The organism is Kordiimonas aestuarii (assembly GCF_025574465.1).
Classification (GTDB): Bacteria; Pseudomonadota; Alphaproteobacteria; order Sphingomonadales; family Kordiimonadaceae; genus Kordiimonas; species Kordiimonas aestuarii.
The window spans coordinates 511,214-528,269 of the sequence record NZ_JAOBPP010000021.1 but is presented as its reverse complement, the minus strand read 5'-3'; the positions used below and the strand labels follow the sequence as shown (position 1 = coordinate 528,269).

Sequence of the window (17,056 nt, the reverse complement as noted above, 5' to 3'; positions counted from 1 at the left end):
GGGATAACTGGTCCTAGTGCGAGAAAATGTCCATTGGCTCAAAGCCGTTCAAATCCATCTCGGCGCGGGTCGGCAGGAAGGCGAATGCCGCGTTGGCAAGCTCCGTGCGCCCCTCTCGCGCGAGCATCATATCCAGCTTGTCCTTGCAGGCGTGGAGGTAAAGCACGTCCGATGCGGCATAGGTTTGCTGAGCCTCGGTGATCGCGTCCGCGCCCCAGTCGCTTGACTGCTGCTGCTTGTCCAGCTCAACGCCCGCCAGCTCACGCACAAGGTCCTTGAGGCCGTGGCGGTCGGTGTAGGTGCGTACAAGCTTCGACGCGATCTTGGTGCAGTAGATCGGCGCTGTATCGACCCCCAGGTATTTTTTCATCACCGCCACGTCAAAGCGCGCGAAGTGAAACAGCTTCAGCACGTTTTCGTCTGTCAACAGTTTGCACAGGTTCGGTGCGTCATAGATGCCCTTCTTGAAGCGCACCAGATGCGCATTGCCGTCGCCGCTGGAGAGCTGCACAACACACAGCCGGTCCCGGTGCGGGTTCAGGCCCATCGTCTCGCTGTCGATTGCCACAACGGCGCCGAGATTCAGCCCGTTCGGCAGGTCGCCTTCATAGAGATGAATGGCCATAGTCTCTCCTGATACCTGTTTATTGATCATGCTGCCGGATTTTGTCAGGCGGAGCGGCCATTATAAAGCCCCTTGTGGCAGAAAAAAGAACTATATACCCATGCGGCGCTATTTGTCGCTGTTACAGGGGGCATGCAGAGATGATGTCTTGTCTCTGTTCGCGATAGGGCTATCTCTACAGGACACCGAACCCCGCCTGAGACCAGGAGTTAAGGATTAGTGATGCAGGAACGTTTGTTAGCTGAAATTTTGGGCGATGTCACTGGCCCCGACGCCACGGCAACCCTTACGCAGGGCTGGACACAGGGCCGCGCCACTTTTGGTGGGCTCGTCGCCGCGCTTTTGGCGCGCGGGATGATGACGAGCCTTGACGAGGTTAAAACCCTGCGTTCGCTCATGGTCTCATTCGTCGGGCCGGCACCCGTCGGTGCGGTCGGTGTGCGGTCTGAGGTTTTGCGGGAAGGGCGCAACGTTACCCAGGCGACAGCGAGGCTTCTGGATGGCGACAAGGTCTGTGCACAGGCCATGGCGGCTTTTGGCTCGGACCGGGATACCAAGGCTGTGAGGGTGAACCCAGAATTTAAGCCCGAACCGCGCGACAGCGTGCCGCCGATGGACAGTTCGGTGCGGCTGCTTCCTGCGTTCCTGAAGCATTTTGATGTTCACTGGACCGGCGGCGGCATCCCGGCCTCGAATCAGCAGTCGCGCAGGCTTGGCAAATGGGTGCGTCACAATTCGGATGTGTCGGCCTTCCCCACCGAAGCGTTGATCGCGATCGCCGATATCCCGCCACCCGTGATGATGTCACATTATAACCGGCCGGTGATGGCAAGCTCCCTCAGCTGGTCGCTGGAGTTTCTGGTGGCGCCCGAGACAGTGAAACCCGGCTGGTTTTATCTCGATTACACGCTGGAAGCTGCGGCAAACGGCTATAGCCAGCAGTCAGGCCGGGTCTTTTCGGAAGACGGTGAACTGCTCACACTCTCGCGCCAGTGCATGGTTTATTTCGAATAACTAGTCGAACACCGGAACAGTCAGGCTGACCTTAGTGCGGTTCATGGTGAGGGGCGTCCGGAAGCGCCTGACATTGTCGTCTTCGAGGAACAGCCGCTGGGTCAAAAGCTCGAATACCTTCATGTCGGGGGCTGGGCAGATAAGCACATAATCCGCCTCTCCTGCCTCAATACGACCGGGTTGAGGACCGCCACCTCGCGTTCGATGATGCCCTCCCGCTTAAGTCGTTTCAGCCGATGGTGTACCGACGCAACCGAGAGCCCGCGCTCGCCTGCCTGCTGGCTGGTGGAATTTGTGTGCCATGACGCGGAGTAGGCTGGCGCACGGGTCCGTGTGAAGGGCTGGTGTCATGATGGGGTTATAGCGTCATGTCCCATGTTTCGCCAATTAGGTCGTGGCCGAAGGAGTGGTGCTTTTCTTCCGCGCTTAACTTGAAGCCCGCCCGCTCGTATATTTTGCGGGCGGCACTCAGGGTGCTCTGTGTCCAAAGTGTCATGCGCTTGTATCCACGCTGGCGCGCACCGGAGATACAGTCTTCCACCAGTTTTTGCCCAAGCCCCATGCCGCGCGTGTCAGGTTCAACGTAAAGAAGGCGCAGCTTCGCCAGCTCGTCCGTTGCCCGCATAAGAAAAATGCTGCCCACGATGCGGCCGTCTACCTCAGCAATCCAGGCACGTTCGCGTTCCTTGTCATGGTGGCGGCCAAAGTCCGCCAGAATTTCTGCAACGAGCGCCTCATAGGTCAGGTCCCAACCATATTCTTCATGATAGAGCTTCGCCTGTCGGTGGGTGACCCAGCCGATGTCGCCCGGCTCCAGATTCCGGATCGTGGGCACACCGGCGGGCTGGTTGGAGCCAGCCAGCAGCGTTCTGATATCACCCATTGCTGCGATAAGCTTCATCTGGTCTGAGTCATTAAGGCTGGAAAGTCGGTCCATCATCTGTGTGCGTGCGGCCTGGTCAAGCGGAGAAAATGCTGCCACACCGGCAGGGGTCAGGCCTAGCTGGCTCTGCCGGGCATCGCTCTCCGACCGGGTGCGTTTTATAAGACCCGCCTTATCAAATTTAGCCAGAATCCGGCTCAGGTATCCGGCATCCAGCCGAAGGTCCCGCACGAGGTCATTTGCGACAACATGGTGGCGGTTTGCCAGCTCAAAGAGGATACGGGTTTCCGTTAGGGTGAAGTCGCTTTGATGCAGATGTTGGTTCAAGAGTTCCAGCTGGCTGGTATAAAAACGGTTGAACGCTCTCGCCGCTTCGGCGCGCTGGTGGCGTGGGGAACTCTGCTGCATTTCGGTGCTCCATCTAGTTGACTTGGTCAAGTTATAGAAAATATATGACTGAGTCAACTAGATGGATGTGGGGTGGGAACTGGCCTCCGCCCTGTGTGTTTAGTCAGTGCGTAATGGTGGCGTCTTGAACAGTTTTACGGGGATGCCGCCGTGGGAGAAAGCAACAGGCTTCCTGCCGAAGGGCAGGCCTGTGGCCTTTGCAAGCTCCGGCGTGTTGGTCACAAGGCCCACGCGCCACCCGGCGAAGCGCGCCCGCAAGGTTTTGCCAAGGCTGCTGTACAGCGCGCGCAGCCGCGCGACATCCCCGATGCGGGCACCATAGGGCGGATTGATGATCACAAGCCCCGCCGCGCCCTCGGGTGGCGAAAGCTCGCTGATCGGCTGCGTACTGAATTCCGTTATCGCGGCAACACCCGCGCGGTCTGCGTTTGCCTGGCTCATCCTGATGGCACCTGCATCGCGGTCGAACCCATAAAAGCGGCTGCCAACCTCATGCGGGCTAGTCTGCTGCTTGAGCTCCTGCCAGGCATCGGCATCAAATGTTTTCAGCGCTTCAAAGGCAAACGAACGGCTACGCCCGGGGTTCAGGCCGTTTGCTATTTCTGCGGCTTCTATGACAAAAGTGCCGGACCCACACATGGGATCAATGACCGGCTCAGACCCGTCAAACCCGCACTCGCGCAGCAGAAGCGCGGCAAGGTTTTCGCGCATGGGTGCCTTGTTTACCGCTTCTTTGTGGCCGCGCTTGTGTAATGCCTCGCCCGAGGTGTCGACACTGATGGTGCAAAGGTCATCGAAGATGCGGGCCTTGACGCAGACGGTGGCGTCTTTCGAGATTTCAGCCCCCGCGACAGTGCGAATGGCTTTTTCCAGCCGTTCGGCAGCGGCCTTATCGTGATAAATGCGGGATTTCTTGCAGGTTACTTCAACGCGCACGGGCTTATCGGACCTTAGCGTATCGTCCCACGGGAAGCTGCGGCTGCGCTTGTCGAGTTTGGCAAGGTGCTGCACCCTGAAAGATCCCAGGCGTACCAGCACATGGCTCGGGCCCCTGAGTTCAAGGTTCGCGCGCCAGACATCCTGCCAGCCGCCTGTAACCGTAACGCCGCCCGTGCTGACGGTGGCGGGCGCAAAGCCTTTTTCCAGCGCTTCCTTTTGAAGGGCTGCTTCCAGCCCCGGCACTGTCACCAGGAATATTTCAAGGGTTTTGTCTGCGGTCATAGCGCATAGGTATCCGCTTTCCGGTGCGGCGTCGATAGTTTGATTGTACCCGCGCTAGCGCCAGGTGATGGCGTCGGCATCGTCCAGCAGGTCTTTCCGGTGATTGAGCTTGCACCGATGCAGATGTTTTTTCGATCTTATCGCTGATTTTAGTGTCAAGGTCCTCAAATATACAGTTCGGTGCCCGTGCCCGTGCCCGTGCCCGTGCCCGTGCCCGTGCCCGTGCAACGCACACCGTTCGGCCTTAGCTCCCGGGTTGGCCCAGGTCGTTTTCGATAAACCCCCCACGCTGGCAGTATAGGCTGCCTAAGCCTTTACGTATTGCCCAAGAGCGCTGTAACCCGGTCGAGAAGCCTGTTTATCAGCGCGCCGTCATGCCGGCCTTCCACGAAGCGGGCACGCAGGAACAGACAACTCTTTTCAACACTCAGGTGAATTTCAATCTCGGCCGAGCGCGGCAGGTCATCTGGCGCGAAGCGCTGGTTTAGCTGATCCGCATTAAATTCAAACTCGTTCTCGACCCGGGGCAATACTTGTCCAAGATAATTCAGGCGCAGTGGAGTGAGCCTTTCATCAGGATAGGGGAAATCAGGCGCGCCGCCTGCTTTTGACGCAAGCCAATCATAACTTATGCCGCCGTGCGGCACAGCTGCCAGCGCCTTTGCCACACGGTTGGCGGTGCTGGTCAAGCTGGTGTCTACCTCAACCAACAAGGGGAAGTGAACAGCAAAGTTGCCGACAGTTTCTGTAAAGTCAGGCAAGTCGTCACCGAGCACGCGCCCCATCATGCGGTGGCTTAAAATTGCATTACCCGTCTTGAAAAGTTCGGCAACAGCAATATAGAAGGCTGCCGCCAAAACAGGGTAAAGCGCTGTTCCGCTTTGGGCACGTACGTCAGTGGATAGCGCCTTTGTCTGTGCGCTGGTCAGGCACCGTTCGCTTGTGAGCTCTCGGTGCTCAAGATTATCTATCTCCGGGCCGATCAACAGGGAGGGCGGCGCTTGGCAGCATTCGTTGAGACGCTTCCAGTATTCACGGTCGGCGTCCAGGTCGATTCTTTCCAGGAGATCAACGAGATCCCCCTGTTGCCGGGCGGGCGGTGCCAATTCCATGCCATCATAGAGGGCCCAGAAGTCACGGAACAAGATCGTGCCTGAGACGAAATCACCGTTTACATGGTGATTGGCCAGGCAGAAGGTGTAGCGGTCCGGCGCTTCACGCAGGATCATCGCCGTGTCAAGAGGCAGTAGGTCAAGGGAATATGCTTTGCAGCTCTCGTACATTGCTTCGGCGATCATTTCCTCCCGTTTGGCCGTGCCCATTGTCTGTACATCTATGATGCGCACGTCCAGTTCATCGATTTCCGAAATGGGGATGACACGTCGGTACCAGTTTCCATCGACCGCGCGGTCGTAAACGGTTCGAAGGGCATCGTGGCGCGCTGCCAAGCTCGCAAACGCTACTTTCACGCGCTCCATGTCGAGCGCCCTGTTCACCGTGAAGCGACTTGTTCCCCACCAGCGGTAAGGCGCCGGGAAGTGCTGCAGCATCCAGCTTTGCGCTGGCAAGAGCGCTGACCCCTTCGTTCCTGGCTCCACATATCCTGCTTGAATAGCGCGCCGATCAAGCTTGCCGTTGGCATTTATCGGCAGCCGGTCATAGAGCTTTATGGTTTGAGGCATCATGTAGGCAGGCAGCTTAAGGGCGCAGTGGTGCAGATAAGATTGGGGGTCATTTGCATCGCCTGCGATGTGGGCCACAATGGCACCATCCGCAACCAATACAACTACCTGGTGAACCTGTGCACGATCGCCCAGGATAGCCTCTATCTCCCCGAGTTCTATGCGGTACCCGCGCAGCTTAACCTGGCTATCCAGACGGCCAAGATGATCGAAAGCACCATCTGGCAGGCGGCGCACAAGATCCCCGGTTTTATAAAAGCGTCTTGGTCCTCTGCCGTCGGGGTCTATGTCGAAAAAGGCCTTGTCGGTCAGTTCCTTGGCATGAAGATAACCATCCGCTACTTGTATCCCACCAATGAAAAGCTCGCCGTCTTCCCCGTCCTTCACCGGTGTCAGGCTATCGTCCATAATCAACAATTCGACATTGTCTATGGCGGCGCCGATTGGCACTCGCGTCCAGTCAGAGGGCGGCGTACCCGTCATCACCTGGCAGGTTACGTCGATGGATGCTTCGGTCGGACCATAGAGATTGGCGAGCTTGGTGGTATCGCCGAAAAGCTGGAACCATTTGCGCACCTGTGCAACGGGCAGCGCTTCGCCCGATAGTACCACCCAACGTAAGTCAGAAAATGGCGCGTGCGGTGTATCGGCTTCCAGTATGCTCAGAAACTCGCCAAACATCGACGGTACAAAATGCAGGACAGCGATTTTATTGTCTCGCATGATTTGTGTGAGCGCCCAAGGGTCGCGCGCGACATCTGACCCGACGGCGTGAAGTGTGCCGCCATACATGAGCGGCCAGAATATCTCCCAAACTGAGACATCAAAACAGATGGTTGTTTTGTGTAAGACGCCTTCGCCGGGTTTCAGTTGGAACTGCTTCTGGTGCCAGGCAAGCCGATTGGCGTATCCCCCGTGGTTCAACTGGACGCCTTTCGGTCGCCCTGTGGACCCTGAGGTATAAAGAACAAGCATTGGATCTTCTGGTGCCACTTCAACCAGGCCGGGGACAGATAATGGCGCTTTCGCGAACGCCTCCCGCGCGGACGCGGCGTCGGGACATGTATCAAAGGCGTCAACAGATGCGTTCAGCAAGTTTTCATGGTCTTCAGCGTAAATGACAAGTGAAAGCCTGGCGTGGTTGATGATGTAGCCAAGTCGATCTTTCGGCAGGTCGGGGTCCAGCGGCACATATACGAGACCCGCTCTCAGAACACCGATTACCGACGCGATGAAATCCCTGCTGCGGCCCATCAATAGACCGACACGATCGCCTTTTTCCAGCCCGTTTGAGATCAGATAAGATGCGAGGCTGCGGCTTTTACCGTTAAGCTCCGCATAGGTAAGCTGGCCGCGTCGGCTGGTTACAGCGACAGCGTCAGGCGTGTCGGTCATCTGTTTGACGATGCGGCTGATCGGCAATTCACTGAAATCATAGGTTCCGGGGGTGGCAGAAGTGAGATCGTCCGGCCGCGGGGGAGCTTCGCTTTTCTCCCCCGGAGCGGAATAGCTGTTATCCCCCATCAATCGGGCCATATCAATCAACGTCGGAGCTGTCAAAAAGGCTGCACGCTGCGTCACATTACTTCTGAACTCGGCGGGTAGTTTGCTCAGTAGGCGGATTCTTTGCAGGGAATCGAAGCCCAGTCCTTGGTCCAATTTCCCTTCGGCTTCCTCCGGGCGCAGCGTCCTGCCTAGCACTGTCTCGACCGCCTCAATCAGCGGCAAGGGAAGGGCCTGCCCGGAAATTGCTTTTTCACGTGAAACCGGCACGTTCAATGAAGCCTTTACAGCAGCGGCCAATTCCTTGTCGAAGGCCTCGCACAGACCTTCTATCTCGTTCTCGGTGAAGAAACCTCGGTCATAATTCCAGGAGCCGTGTAGCTGCCCGTCAAAGATTTCGTGCAAGACATCCACCGTGGCCGGGCCATTAACCGTGCCCGCGCGATATGCGGTAATCTTGAGGTCAGCGTAAGCGGGCTCAAGGCCGGTATCGCCAATGTAGGGAACATAGATATTCGACCGTAATCGCCCCCTGAAAAGCGGACGCAGATTACCCCGCAATGCTTCTGGCTCAAGAGGGATGTCACCTGCGATGGTTTCCGCCATCGCTTTCGTGATGCGCCAATCACTCTGCGCAGCCAACACGCTGGCCAACTTGAGGGAAAACAATGGCCCAGCTAAACCCCATCCTGCAGCAAGAAGATCATCGGCAAAATCAACGGGTAGATTTTGCGCGAGGCAACAGACCAGGTCATGCGCGTCGAGCCCATGAATATTACGACCGCCCGTGGGCATCTGCACACTCACACTATCGTCACCAGACGTGGCGTGGGTGGCGCGGGCCATTGCAAGCACCAGCAGTTGGTTGAGCGACATGCCAAACGTGGACGCGGCTCTTACTAAAGCTTTGGTTTCCGGTCGGGACTTCACTTTCACACCAACCGTGAAGTCAGGCTGGAAGTTCTCGATTTTCCGGCCTCCGGGATTCCAGAAATAAGGGGGCGCCTCCCCGGCTTCAGGCATGGGTCCTGTCAGATGATCAGCAGCTTCGTTGAAGCCAGCCATCAGTCTCACAAATTCAGCGTCATTCATAACAGGATTGGCGGGTGGGGTGTTTTTTCCGCTCCCCGCGAGCGCCTGATAAGACAGCATCAATGCTGACAGCAGTCTTTGGTTGCCAATGCCATCACTGACACAGTGTTCATTTACCAAAAATACCGCATGATCATTCGGGCTCAGTCGGTAGACGTCGAATCGGTGCAAGGGCCAGATTTCAAGGGACCATTCAGCATTGAGCGCCCTGTCAAAAGCTTCTTGCAGGGCTTTTTCCTGTTGTTCTGGCGTCAGGTCGGATAGATCAGTCAGGTTGATTGCTGGCACCTTTGGGCTCTGCAGCAGGACAGCTTGATAGTCTGAGAATGTGTTTGTCTCGCCCCGTCGTTCAAAAACCAGTCTGCTGCCTGGTTGCTGGTCCACAACCAATTGCCACGCCTTTTGCATCAACACCGGATCCAATGGCCCTGCAAGCCGAAGCCACGAGCAAAGCGAACTCGACCGGATCAGGTGATGTCCAAGCAGGAAGAGATATTCAGCGTAAGGTATGCTGACGGGCAGGCGCCGCTTTGTGAGGTCGGTGTCGCGCGTGTGTGGGGCGGTATCCGGCTGGCGATGGTTGGCCTTGTTGTACTGCGCCGAGCTGTTCGCTGACGGGCATACGGCATCCAGAAGGTCGCCAACCGTAACGATCCTGGCGATGTTGCCGGAATCGATCGATGTGATACCATCAATATGGCTCAGCCGCGCCACCAGTCCCATCAGCTTGATGGAATCCATGCCGATATCCGCCTCAAGGCAGGCATCGCGCTTGATCTCTGAAGCAGGAAGGCCTGATAGAGCTGAAAACTCAGCCATAATTAGTTTCTTTGCTTCGCTCGCCCCGCCCGAATGTGCATCAGGTATTGATGACGGCAGAACAGCCAACAGACTATCAACAGTTGTGATGAGGGCAATGCCTGCGGCATCAATGGTTGGCAGGTCAACGACCCGGCCAAGTTTTGCCATCAACCCCATCAGTTTGATGGAGTCCATGCCGATATCGGCCTCCAAGCTTGCGTCGCCTGCAATCTCATCGGTCGGGATGCCGCTCAAGGATGACAGCTCCTTCATGATCAGCTTTTTGGCTGTTTCAACACCGTCAAGCTGAAGCTGTTTTGACTGGGGCGCTGGCATGTTGGTGGCGGCAGGGCTTGCCCAGTAAGATGCAAGGTTGAAGGCACGGCGAGTTTGCGGCCGCAGGGTGGCTGCGGCGGCGGGCCATTCCTCAATCAACACATGGGCATTGGTGCCGCTGAAGCCGAACGCGCTGACGCCTGCGATTCGTCGCTCACCGCTTGCTACGTCCCAGTTCTGGGTCCGGTCAAGCACACGTAATCCGCTGCCCTCCAGCTTCAGGAGAGGATTCGGCTCGCCAAAGTCCGGCTGGCCCGGCAGGCGTTGGTGCTCAAGGGATAGAACCACTTTAATCAGACCCACAACGCCGGCAGCCTGATAACAATGGCCAACATTGGCCTTAACGGACCCGATCCAGCAAGGCGCGCGATCGCCCAGCGACGCCTGGCGCAGGCCTTCTATCTCTATTGGGTCACCAAGCCTGGTGCCGGTGCCATGGCATTCCACATAGCTGATATCTTTTGCCGATACGCCTTCAATATCCGTGGCCTGGCCTATCAGCGCGGCCTGTGCTGTGGATGACGGCGCTGTAATGCCGTTTGTCCGCCCGTCCTGATTGACGGCAGCACCCCGGATTACCGCGCGTATCGGGTCGTTGTCGCGAATGGCATCCTCAAGTCGCTTGAGGGTCAATACGCCCACAGCCTCGCCGATCACAATGCCGTTTGCGCGCTCATCAAAAGGCTTGCAGCGCCCATCGCTGGCGATGATGCCAGCCTGCGCGGAGATCATCTGACCAAGCGGCGTGGTCATCAGATAGACCCCGCCGGCCATCGCCATTTCGATATCACCGGACTGTAGCGCCTTAACGGCATTGTGGACAGACACCAGGGCTGACGAGCAGGCAGTATCCACGGTTTCCGTTGGCCCTTTCAGGTCAAGCTGAAATGCTATGCGCGCCGGAATGATCGATGGGCTCATTCCGATCATGCTGAAGGCGCTAAAGCCCTCTGCACTCTCCAGCAGCCTCTGGTAATCGCCCAATGCGGCACCGGCATATACGCCTACTTTCCGGCCTTTAAGGCTGTTGGGATCAATCCCGGCATCTTCGAGGGCTCGGTAGCAATTGAGTGTGAACAGCCGTTGCTGCGGGTCCGTGCTGGCGGCTTCCTGGTTGGTCATGCCAAAGAAAGGCGCGTCAAACAGGTCAATGCCGCTCAGGAAACCGGCCTTATGGCCGTGCGCGCGGTCTGCTTCCGTCCACCGATCATCCGGAACGTCCGTGATACTGACACGACCCGCTTCCAGATTGTCCCAGAACGCAGCGAGATCATCGGCGCCTGGCATTTGCCCGGACATGCCGATAATGGCGATGCTACTATCGCGGGTTGTGCTCGGTTTCTCTGCGGCGAGTTGCGCGGGCGCAGGGCGTGGAGCAGCCGGCAACAATGCGCGGATCTGTTCCAATGTAGGCGCATTATACAAATCGACGGGCGACAGATGCAGGCTATAGGTCTCGTTCAGCAGCTCGGTCAATTTTATAACGGCCACTGAATCAAACCCCTGCAAATTCAATGGCTGTGCAAAATCAAGTTCACTTGCTGTTCGTTTTATTACCGACGCCGCAATGTTGGCCAGAGTGTCGGACAGCATCTTTTTACGGTCATTTTCCGGAACAGGATTTCTGCTTTCCGGGGCTGGTTTTTGAGCATACAGCGACGCCAGTTTTACGCGATCCACTTTGTTGTTATTGGTGCTGGGCAAGGCTTCCAGCGTCACCCATTCTTGCGGTATCATATAGTCCGGCAAGTTGGCGCGTAGGGCGGTGTTGCAGGCGTCCCAGTCTGCGTGGCGGTCCAGATACCGCGCAGACCCGGTGACGAACGCAACCAGGTGGTCGGTCCTGTCGTCAGACATCTGCATGATGACGGCACAATCATCAAAACCGAGCCTTTCTATGACTTGTGCTTCAATTTCACCGGTTTCAATACGAAACCCGTTCAGTTTGATCTGGTTATCCAGGCGACCAATTCGAATGAGGAGGTTTTGGCTCTCAGCGCCGAGGGGATGGAAGTTCGGGTGAAGCTATCGGTCCTGTTCCGGATAAGGGGCAATCAGGCGGGTGAATTGTTGCAGGGTATTGGCCCTGAATACCGGGAGCGCGTCGTTATTCCTTTGACAACGGGTGCGGTCCGCGAAGTTCTTTCCCGATATAACTCGGTCGAGCTCTACACCAGCAATTATAAAGAACTGGAAACAGATCTTTATAAGATTGTTCAGCGGTCAGAATACTCCCAGTTTTTCGAGTTCACGGATCTCATCATCCGTGAAATCGTAATACCACCAGCTATAGCCAACTCTATCGAGCAGAAATTGGTGCAGGAGCAAGTGGCGGCGTCGTTTACTTTCCGGCTGGAGGCCGAACGCCAGGAAGCGGAGAGGCTGAGGATTAAAGCACTTGGGGTGCAGAATTTTTATGCCATCGTTTCCGGTGCCTTGAATAAAAACCTTCTGACCTGGCGTGGGATTGAGGCGACTGTGGAGTTGGCAAAGTCACCAAATTCAAAAGTTGTTATCGTTGGATCGGGAGAAAAACAGCTTCCTTTGATTCTAGGCAGTGATATCCATAATTTGCAGCAAGCGCCGCCGGTCAAGTCTCTGTCCGAATCTGATGCGCCGCCACTTGATTTTGAGAACCTGCCGCAACTGTTCCCCACGGACCAGGTGTCGACATCAGGTGTGCCAAAACCTGCGACAGGACTTGAGGGTGACGGTTCGAAAACGAAAAAAAACACCAGTGACCAGCCGGGAGATTCAAAAGGTGCACGTGCGGCGAAACCAGGGCAAACCAGCGCTAAACAAGGCCCCGCCAGCAAGAAAACGGCTGCCGCGAGTTCCGACGCGGAGGGCCTGACCGCGCCAGATGAAACAGCGGACGAGTTGACTGAGACAACGGATACTGACGGATTATTGGCCGATAAAGAACCGGGTGACGGTTTAACTAGTCCGTCCGAACTTAATGAAGGCACCCGTTCACAGCCACCCATTCTGCTCAACCGCGACGTATCAGGGTCCAACCCTTATACCGCAGGGCTCACTTCCAACAGTTTAGGAGCGAATATCATGCTTCCATTCCTAATCGTCATCTACCTGTTTTTGTGCATGGTGGTTGCTTATTATGGCCGCCATCGCCGTTTTGGTTTTGCAGGGGTGTTCGCGATAAGCGTCCTGCTGACGCCGTTCCTTGTCTTCTTGCTGTCGTTGGCGCTTGACGACGCACAGGGCGAAAAAAAGTAAGGTGACCTGAATTGGTTTGCTACGGTCTGGGGCGAGGTGCTTGTGGGCTGCTCGTGCATATGAGCGTTGGGCTCGTGTGGGCTTTTACAAGGGAGCTTGCGGTGCCTGCCCGCATGTCTGCGGGGATGCCAGAGGCAGGTTTGTAGCAGGCCAACAGCCCCCGCTGACAACCTCGATAAGCTATGGGACTATTTTAGTTGTGAGCCAGAGGGTATTGCTGTTCGGATAATCAAATGAATGTGTGCAGTATAAACCCAGCATAAATTTAAAAAGGCCGCCAGAGAATGGACTCTCCGCGGCCTTTTTAAATGCTAAATAACTCTGTGGTATCAATGAGCTATTAATGGTGCCCAGAAGAGGACTCGAACCTCCACGTCCATACGGACACTAGCACCTGAAGCTAGCGCGTCTACCAATTCCGCCATCTGGGCACGCAGTAAATTGGTCGGCGGGATTTAGCGCGGGCAGGGGGTGGCTGTCAAGCGCTCACATTCAAAAAAGTGTACTTCCGGCGATTATTTTACGGCCTCATCCACATCAATGGCGGCTTTGTATGTATAATTGCCACAATGCTGCGGTCAGATTACACTGCACACGGCGAAAATATTCTTTCCAGCACAGGAGGTTACGGCATGAAATCCAGGCTAGTGACAGTATTTGGCGGTTCGGGCTTTATTGGGCGCTATGTGGTGGAGAAGCTGGCGGCGCGCGGCGAGATGATTCGCGTCGCGGTCAGGCGCCCGGCGGACGCCCTGTTCCTGAAGCCGCTTGGCGACCTTGGTCAGGTTCAGGTTATGGCCGCGAATTTGAATAATGAGGCATCGATAAAGCGTGCGGTTGCGGGCGCTGACTGCGCCATCAATCTGGTCGGTGTGCTTTTTAATGACGGCGGGCAGTCGTTCCAGAACCTGCATGAGGAAGGCGCCGCGCGGGCGGCACGCTGTGCGGCTGATGTGGGCGTTAAAACCTTCGTCCATATGTCTGCCCTGGGTGCCGATCAGGCGTCTGCGTCCGAATATGCACGCACAAAAGGCCGTGGTGAAGAGGCCGTGCTTGATGCCTGTCCCCGTGCGACAATCATCAGACCCAGCGTGGTGTTTGGCCCTGAAGACGGGTTTTATAACCGTTTTGCCGCCCTTGCGGCCAAGCTGCCTGTCTTGCCAATCCCGGGGGCGGAGACGAGGTTTCAGCCGGTGTATGTGCGCGATGTAGCAGAAGCCATTGTGCGGGCGAGTGTCGGCGGCAGGGATGTTGAAGGCAAGGCCTTTTCCCTAGGCGGCCCACAGGCGAAAACGTTGCGCGAGCTTTTGGAAGAGATGATGGCCTATACCGGTATAAAGCGGCCAATCATCAATGTGCCGTTTGGTCTGGCGATGTTGCAGGCGACATTCCTTGGCCTGCTGCCAAACCCGCCCCTGACAAGGGATCAGGTAACCCTTTTGCGCCAGGACAATGTAGTGCCCGACGGGGCAGAAGGCCTTGCCGCCTTGGGTATCACACCAACGCGCATCAGCGCGGTGCTGCCAACCTATATGATCCACCACAAGCGCCACGGTCAGTTCAAGGCAAGTTAGATAACACCGCCCGCGATCAGCGCAAAAAGAAACAGACCCAGGGCCACCCGGTATGCGACAAATATGGTCATGTTTGCATGCGCCAGCCATTTCATCAGGAAATGAATGGCAGCGATGGCCGCGAGGCAGGAGAGACCGGCGCCAAATGCCGCGTGTACCCAAAGAATCTGGTCGCCGCCCTCAAGCACATCTTTGCCCAGCAGTACGCCCGCCCCCAAAATGGTCGGGATCGACAGCAGCAGCGAAAACCGCGCTGCATCCTGTCGGCTGAAGCCGAGGTACCGTGCGGCGGTCATGGTAATGCCGGAGCGGCTTGTACCCGGGATCAGCGCCAGCACTTGTGCCAGTCCAACGAGCAGGGCGGGTTTAACGGCCATGCGTTCAAGGGTTTTATCGGTGGCACCCACCTTGTCGGCCCAATAAAGCAACAGGCCAAAGACGATGGATGTGGTGGCGATAACCGCGGCACCGCGCATCAAATCAGCAAGGCCGGTGACCTTGACGGCAAAGCCGATCATGACAGCCGGAATGGTGGCAATCACGATGGCCCAGAAGAGCTTGCCGTAGATTGTACCGTCGGTTGCCCGCCGGGCGGGGCCAACGCCAACCACACCAAGCCCCGCCAGAAACAGTCCTTTGGCGTCATCCCGGAAATAGATCAAAACCGCGACAAGCGTGCCGATATGCACTGACACATCGATCATCAGGCCTTGATCTTGCCAGCCCGTCAGCACCGGGACCAGCACAAGGTGTCCAGAAGAACTGATGGGCAGAAACTCGGTAATGCCCTGGACGATTGCCAGTATGAATAAATGCAGTGCCGTCACGGCTGTTCCTCCCCATAGAACGTTCGAAAAACCTTATACCAAGCCACCCTTGTGCTGGCGAGTATCTATGTTGTACAGAAATGGTACTAAAAATGGCTTTGAACGAGCAAAAAGAATCGTTAGATTCAAGTATCTTATAGAAAGTAAGTCAGTCTTATTGACCTATAATGTATTTTTTGCGTGAAATTTGATTATTTTGAACTTATAATGCGCGGCATCGGAATCGTGGACAGTAAAATTACGCGTTTATGCAGAGGTTATCCGGACGACCCGAGGCCAAGTCGAACCCACCGGGTTCTGTTTGATCAAATCGGGACCGCCGACGCTTCTGCACCTCTTTTTTCTGCGCCAGATTTCCGGGCCAATAAAATACGCCAGGCTATCAGCCGGGCGTTTCAACTGTCAGACTGAGAAGGGTGCCCTATGGCCGACGATCTGCTTAAATTTGTTTCGATCGACCAGAAAATGCCGGAAAAGCGCACGGCGAAGGAACGTGCGGAGGATTTTTCCGAGGTTTACGCGCGCTATAATGTGGACGGTGCGAAGGAACAGTCGAGCCGCTGCAGCCAGTGTGGTGTGCCATTTTGCCAAATCCATTGCCCACTGGGGAACAATATCCCTGACTGGCTGCGCCTGACGGCGGAAGGCCGGCTTGAAGAAGCCTATGAAATTTCAAGCGCCACCAACAATATGCCAGAGATATGTGGCCGCATCTGCCCGCAGGACCGCCTGTGTGAAGGCAACTGCGTGATCGAGAAGGATTTTGATTCCGTTACTATTGGTAGCGTCGAGAAATTCATCACTGACAACGCCTGGGATAACGGCTGGGTGAAGCCGATTACGCCGCGCAAGGAGCTGGATGAAAGTGTGGGTATCATCGGCGCCGGCCCCGCTGGCCTTGCTGCAGCCGAGGAACTCAGGAAAGCAGGTTTTCAGGTACATATTTATGACCGGCATGACCGTGCGGGCGGCCTCCTTATATATGGTATCCCCGGTTTCAAACTGGAAAAAGACATTGTGGGCCGCCGCACCGGACGGCTTGAGCAATCAGGCATTACCTTCCATCTGGATTTTGAAGTGGGTGGTGAAGCAGGCCTTGCCGAGCTGCGCGAAAATCACGACGCCATCCTGATCGCGACCGGTGTATACCGCGCCCGTGGCCTCAAGGTGCCGGGCGTCGGTCTCGGTAATATCCGTGAGGCGCTTGATTATCTGATCGCTTCCAATCGCAAGGGGATGGGTGACACGGTGCCGGAATTTGAAAACGGCGCACTGGACGCCAACGGCAAAAACGTTGTTGTGATTGGGGGTGGGGACACCGCGATGGACTGTGTGCGCACCGCTGTGCGACAGGGTGCCAAGTCGGTCAAATGCCTTTACCGCCGTGACCGCGCCAATATGCCGGGATCTGTGCGCGAGGTACAAAACGCGGAGGAAGAAGGCGTTGAATTTGTCTGGCTTTCGGGGCCGGAAGCCTTCCTCGGTGACGAGAAGGTGGAGGCGGTGCGCGCCTATGAGATGCGCCTCGGCGCCCCTGACGCCACCGGCCGGCAAGCGCCGGAGCCGGTGCCGGAATCTTCCTTCACCTTGGACTGCGACCTCGCCGTAATGGCGCTTGGTTTTGAGCCTGAGGACCTGCCAGCCTTGTTTGGCGCGCCGGAGCTGCGCGTCACCCGTTGGGGCACGGTGACGGTGAACCATTCAACGATGATGACGAACCTCGAGGGCGTGTTTGCGGCCGGCGATATTGTGCGCGGCGCCTCCCTGGTGGTGTGGGCGATCCGTGACGGTCGTGACGCCGCAGCCCAGATCAAACAATTCCTGCGCGCTCGCGCAACTGTCGCGGCCTAAGG

The 17,056-nt window shown here is 56.6% G+C and carries 10 protein-coding genes, 1 tRNA gene and 1 pseudogene; 4 read left to right on the top strand and 8 right to left on the bottom strand.

The features are described from left to right. Positions 1 to 13: 13 nt before the first annotated feature. Positions 14 to 625, bottom strand: a complete 612-nt coding sequence (locus OEU85_RS15035; protein WP_262692330.1) for a ribonuclease D — start codon at positions 623 to 625, stop codon at positions 14 to 16. 222 nt (positions 626 to 847) lie between these two features. On the opposite strand from OEU85_RS15035, the gene OEU85_RS15030 reads away from it, so the two are divergent. Continuing rightward, positions 848 to 1,639, top strand: a complete 792-nt coding sequence (locus tag OEU85_RS15030) for a thioesterase family protein (protein ID WP_262692329.1) — start codon at positions 848 to 850, stop codon at positions 1,637 to 1,639. Here the strand turns inward: OEU85_RS15030 and OEU85_RS15025 are convergent, their stop codons facing one another. From OEU85_RS15025 to OEU85_RS15010, 5 genes and pseudogenes are all read right to left on the bottom strand, one after another. After that, on the bottom strand, positions 1,640 to 1,786 hold the full coding sequence (locus OEU85_RS15025) for a hypothetical protein (protein WP_262692328.1): 147 nt from the start codon (positions 1,784 to 1,786) through the stop codon (positions 1,640 to 1,642). Further along, positions 1,759 to 1,902, bottom strand: a pseudogene (locus OEU85_RS18640) (winged helix-turn-helix transcriptional regulator); the annotation flags it as partial. The gene OEU85_RS15025 and the pseudogene OEU85_RS18640, both read right to left, overlap by 28 nt. Before the next feature lie 95 nt (positions 1,903 to 1,997). After that, complete coding sequence (locus OEU85_RS15020; protein ID WP_262692327.1) at positions 1,998 to 2,930, bottom strand: bifunctional helix-turn-helix transcriptional regulator/GNAT family N-acetyltransferase; 933 nt, start codon at positions 2,928 to 2,930, stop codon at positions 1,998 to 2,000. 99 nt (positions 2,931 to 3,029) lie between these two features. Further along, positions 3,030 to 4,151 carry a THUMP domain-containing class I SAM-dependent RNA methyltransferase gene (locus OEU85_RS15015; RefSeq protein ID WP_262692326.1) on the bottom strand — a complete coding sequence of 374 codons (1,122 nt, stop codon included), beginning with the start codon at positions 4,149 to 4,151 and terminating at the stop codon, positions 3,030 to 3,032. Positions 4,152 to 4,465: 314 nt separating this feature from the next. Continuing rightward, a complete protein-coding gene (locus OEU85_RS15010; protein ID WP_262692325.1) occupies positions 4,466 to 11,428 on the bottom strand; it encodes a non-ribosomal peptide synthetase in 6,963 nt (2,320 codons plus the stop codon). On the opposite strand from OEU85_RS15010, the gene OEU85_RS15005 reads away from it, so the two are divergent. Beyond that, positions 11,399 to 12,802: a prohibitin family protein gene (locus OEU85_RS15005; protein WP_262692324.1), complete on the top strand. Its 1,404-nt coding sequence runs from the start codon at positions 11,399 to 11,401 to the stop codon at positions 12,800 to 12,802. The two genes, OEU85_RS15010 and OEU85_RS15005, sit on opposite strands and share 30 nt — an antisense overlap. A 344-nt stretch (positions 12,803 to 13,146) precedes the next feature. Here OEU85_RS15005 and OEU85_RS15000 read toward each other — a convergent pair. Then, positions 13,147 to 13,233, bottom strand: a tRNA-Leu gene (locus OEU85_RS15000). 201 nt (positions 13,234 to 13,434) lie between these two features. On the opposite strand from OEU85_RS15000, the gene OEU85_RS14995 reads away from it, so the two are divergent. Further along, positions 13,435 to 14,376, top strand: coding sequence for a complex I NDUFA9 subunit family protein (locus OEU85_RS14995; protein ID WP_262692323.1), 942 nt, complete (start codon positions 13,435 to 13,437; stop codon positions 14,374 to 14,376). Here OEU85_RS14995 and OEU85_RS14990 read toward each other — a convergent pair. Then, entirely contained in the window at positions 14,373 to 15,203 is an 831-nt protein-coding gene (locus tag OEU85_RS14990; RefSeq protein WP_262692322.1) for an undecaprenyl-diphosphate phosphatase, read from the bottom strand. The two genes, OEU85_RS14995 and OEU85_RS14990, sit on opposite strands and share 4 nt — an antisense overlap. Positions 15,204 to 15,626: 423 nt before the next feature. Between OEU85_RS14990 and OEU85_RS14985 the strand changes: the two genes are divergently transcribed. After that, a complete protein-coding gene (locus OEU85_RS14985; RefSeq protein WP_262692321.1) occupies positions 15,627 to 17,054 on the top strand; it encodes an NAD(P)-dependent oxidoreductase in 1,428 nt (475 codons plus the stop codon). Positions 17,055 to 17,056: the final 2 nt, after the last annotated feature.

Excerpts from the sequence above, each read along its gene's own strand:
- OEU85_RS15015 (WP_262692326.1), bottom strand. The coding sequence starts at position 4,151 with ATGACCGCAGACAAAACCCTTGAAATATTCCTGGTGACAGTGCCGGGG.
- OEU85_RS15020 (WP_262692327.1), bottom strand. The coding sequence starts at position 2,930 with ATGCAGCAGAGTTCCCCACGCCACCAGCGCGCCGAAGCGGCGAGAGCG.
- OEU85_RS14995 (WP_262692323.1), top strand. The coding sequence starts at position 13,435 with ATGAAATCCAGGCTAGTGACAGTATTTGGCGGTTCGGGCTTTATTGGG.
- OEU85_RS15010 (WP_262692325.1), bottom strand. The coding sequence starts at position 11,428 with ATGCAGATGTCTGACGACAGGACCGACCACCTGGTTGCGTTCGTCACC.
- OEU85_RS15035 (WP_262692330.1), bottom strand. The coding sequence starts at position 625 with ATGGCCATTCATCTCTATGAAGGCGACCTGCCGAACGGGCTGAATCTC.
- OEU85_RS14985 (WP_262692321.1), top strand. The coding sequence starts at position 15,627 with ATGGCCGACGATCTGCTTAAATTTGTTTCGATCGACCAGAAAATGCCG.
- OEU85_RS15030 (WP_262692329.1), top strand. The coding sequence starts at position 848 with ATGCAGGAACGTTTGTTAGCTGAAATTTTGGGCGATGTCACTGGCCCC.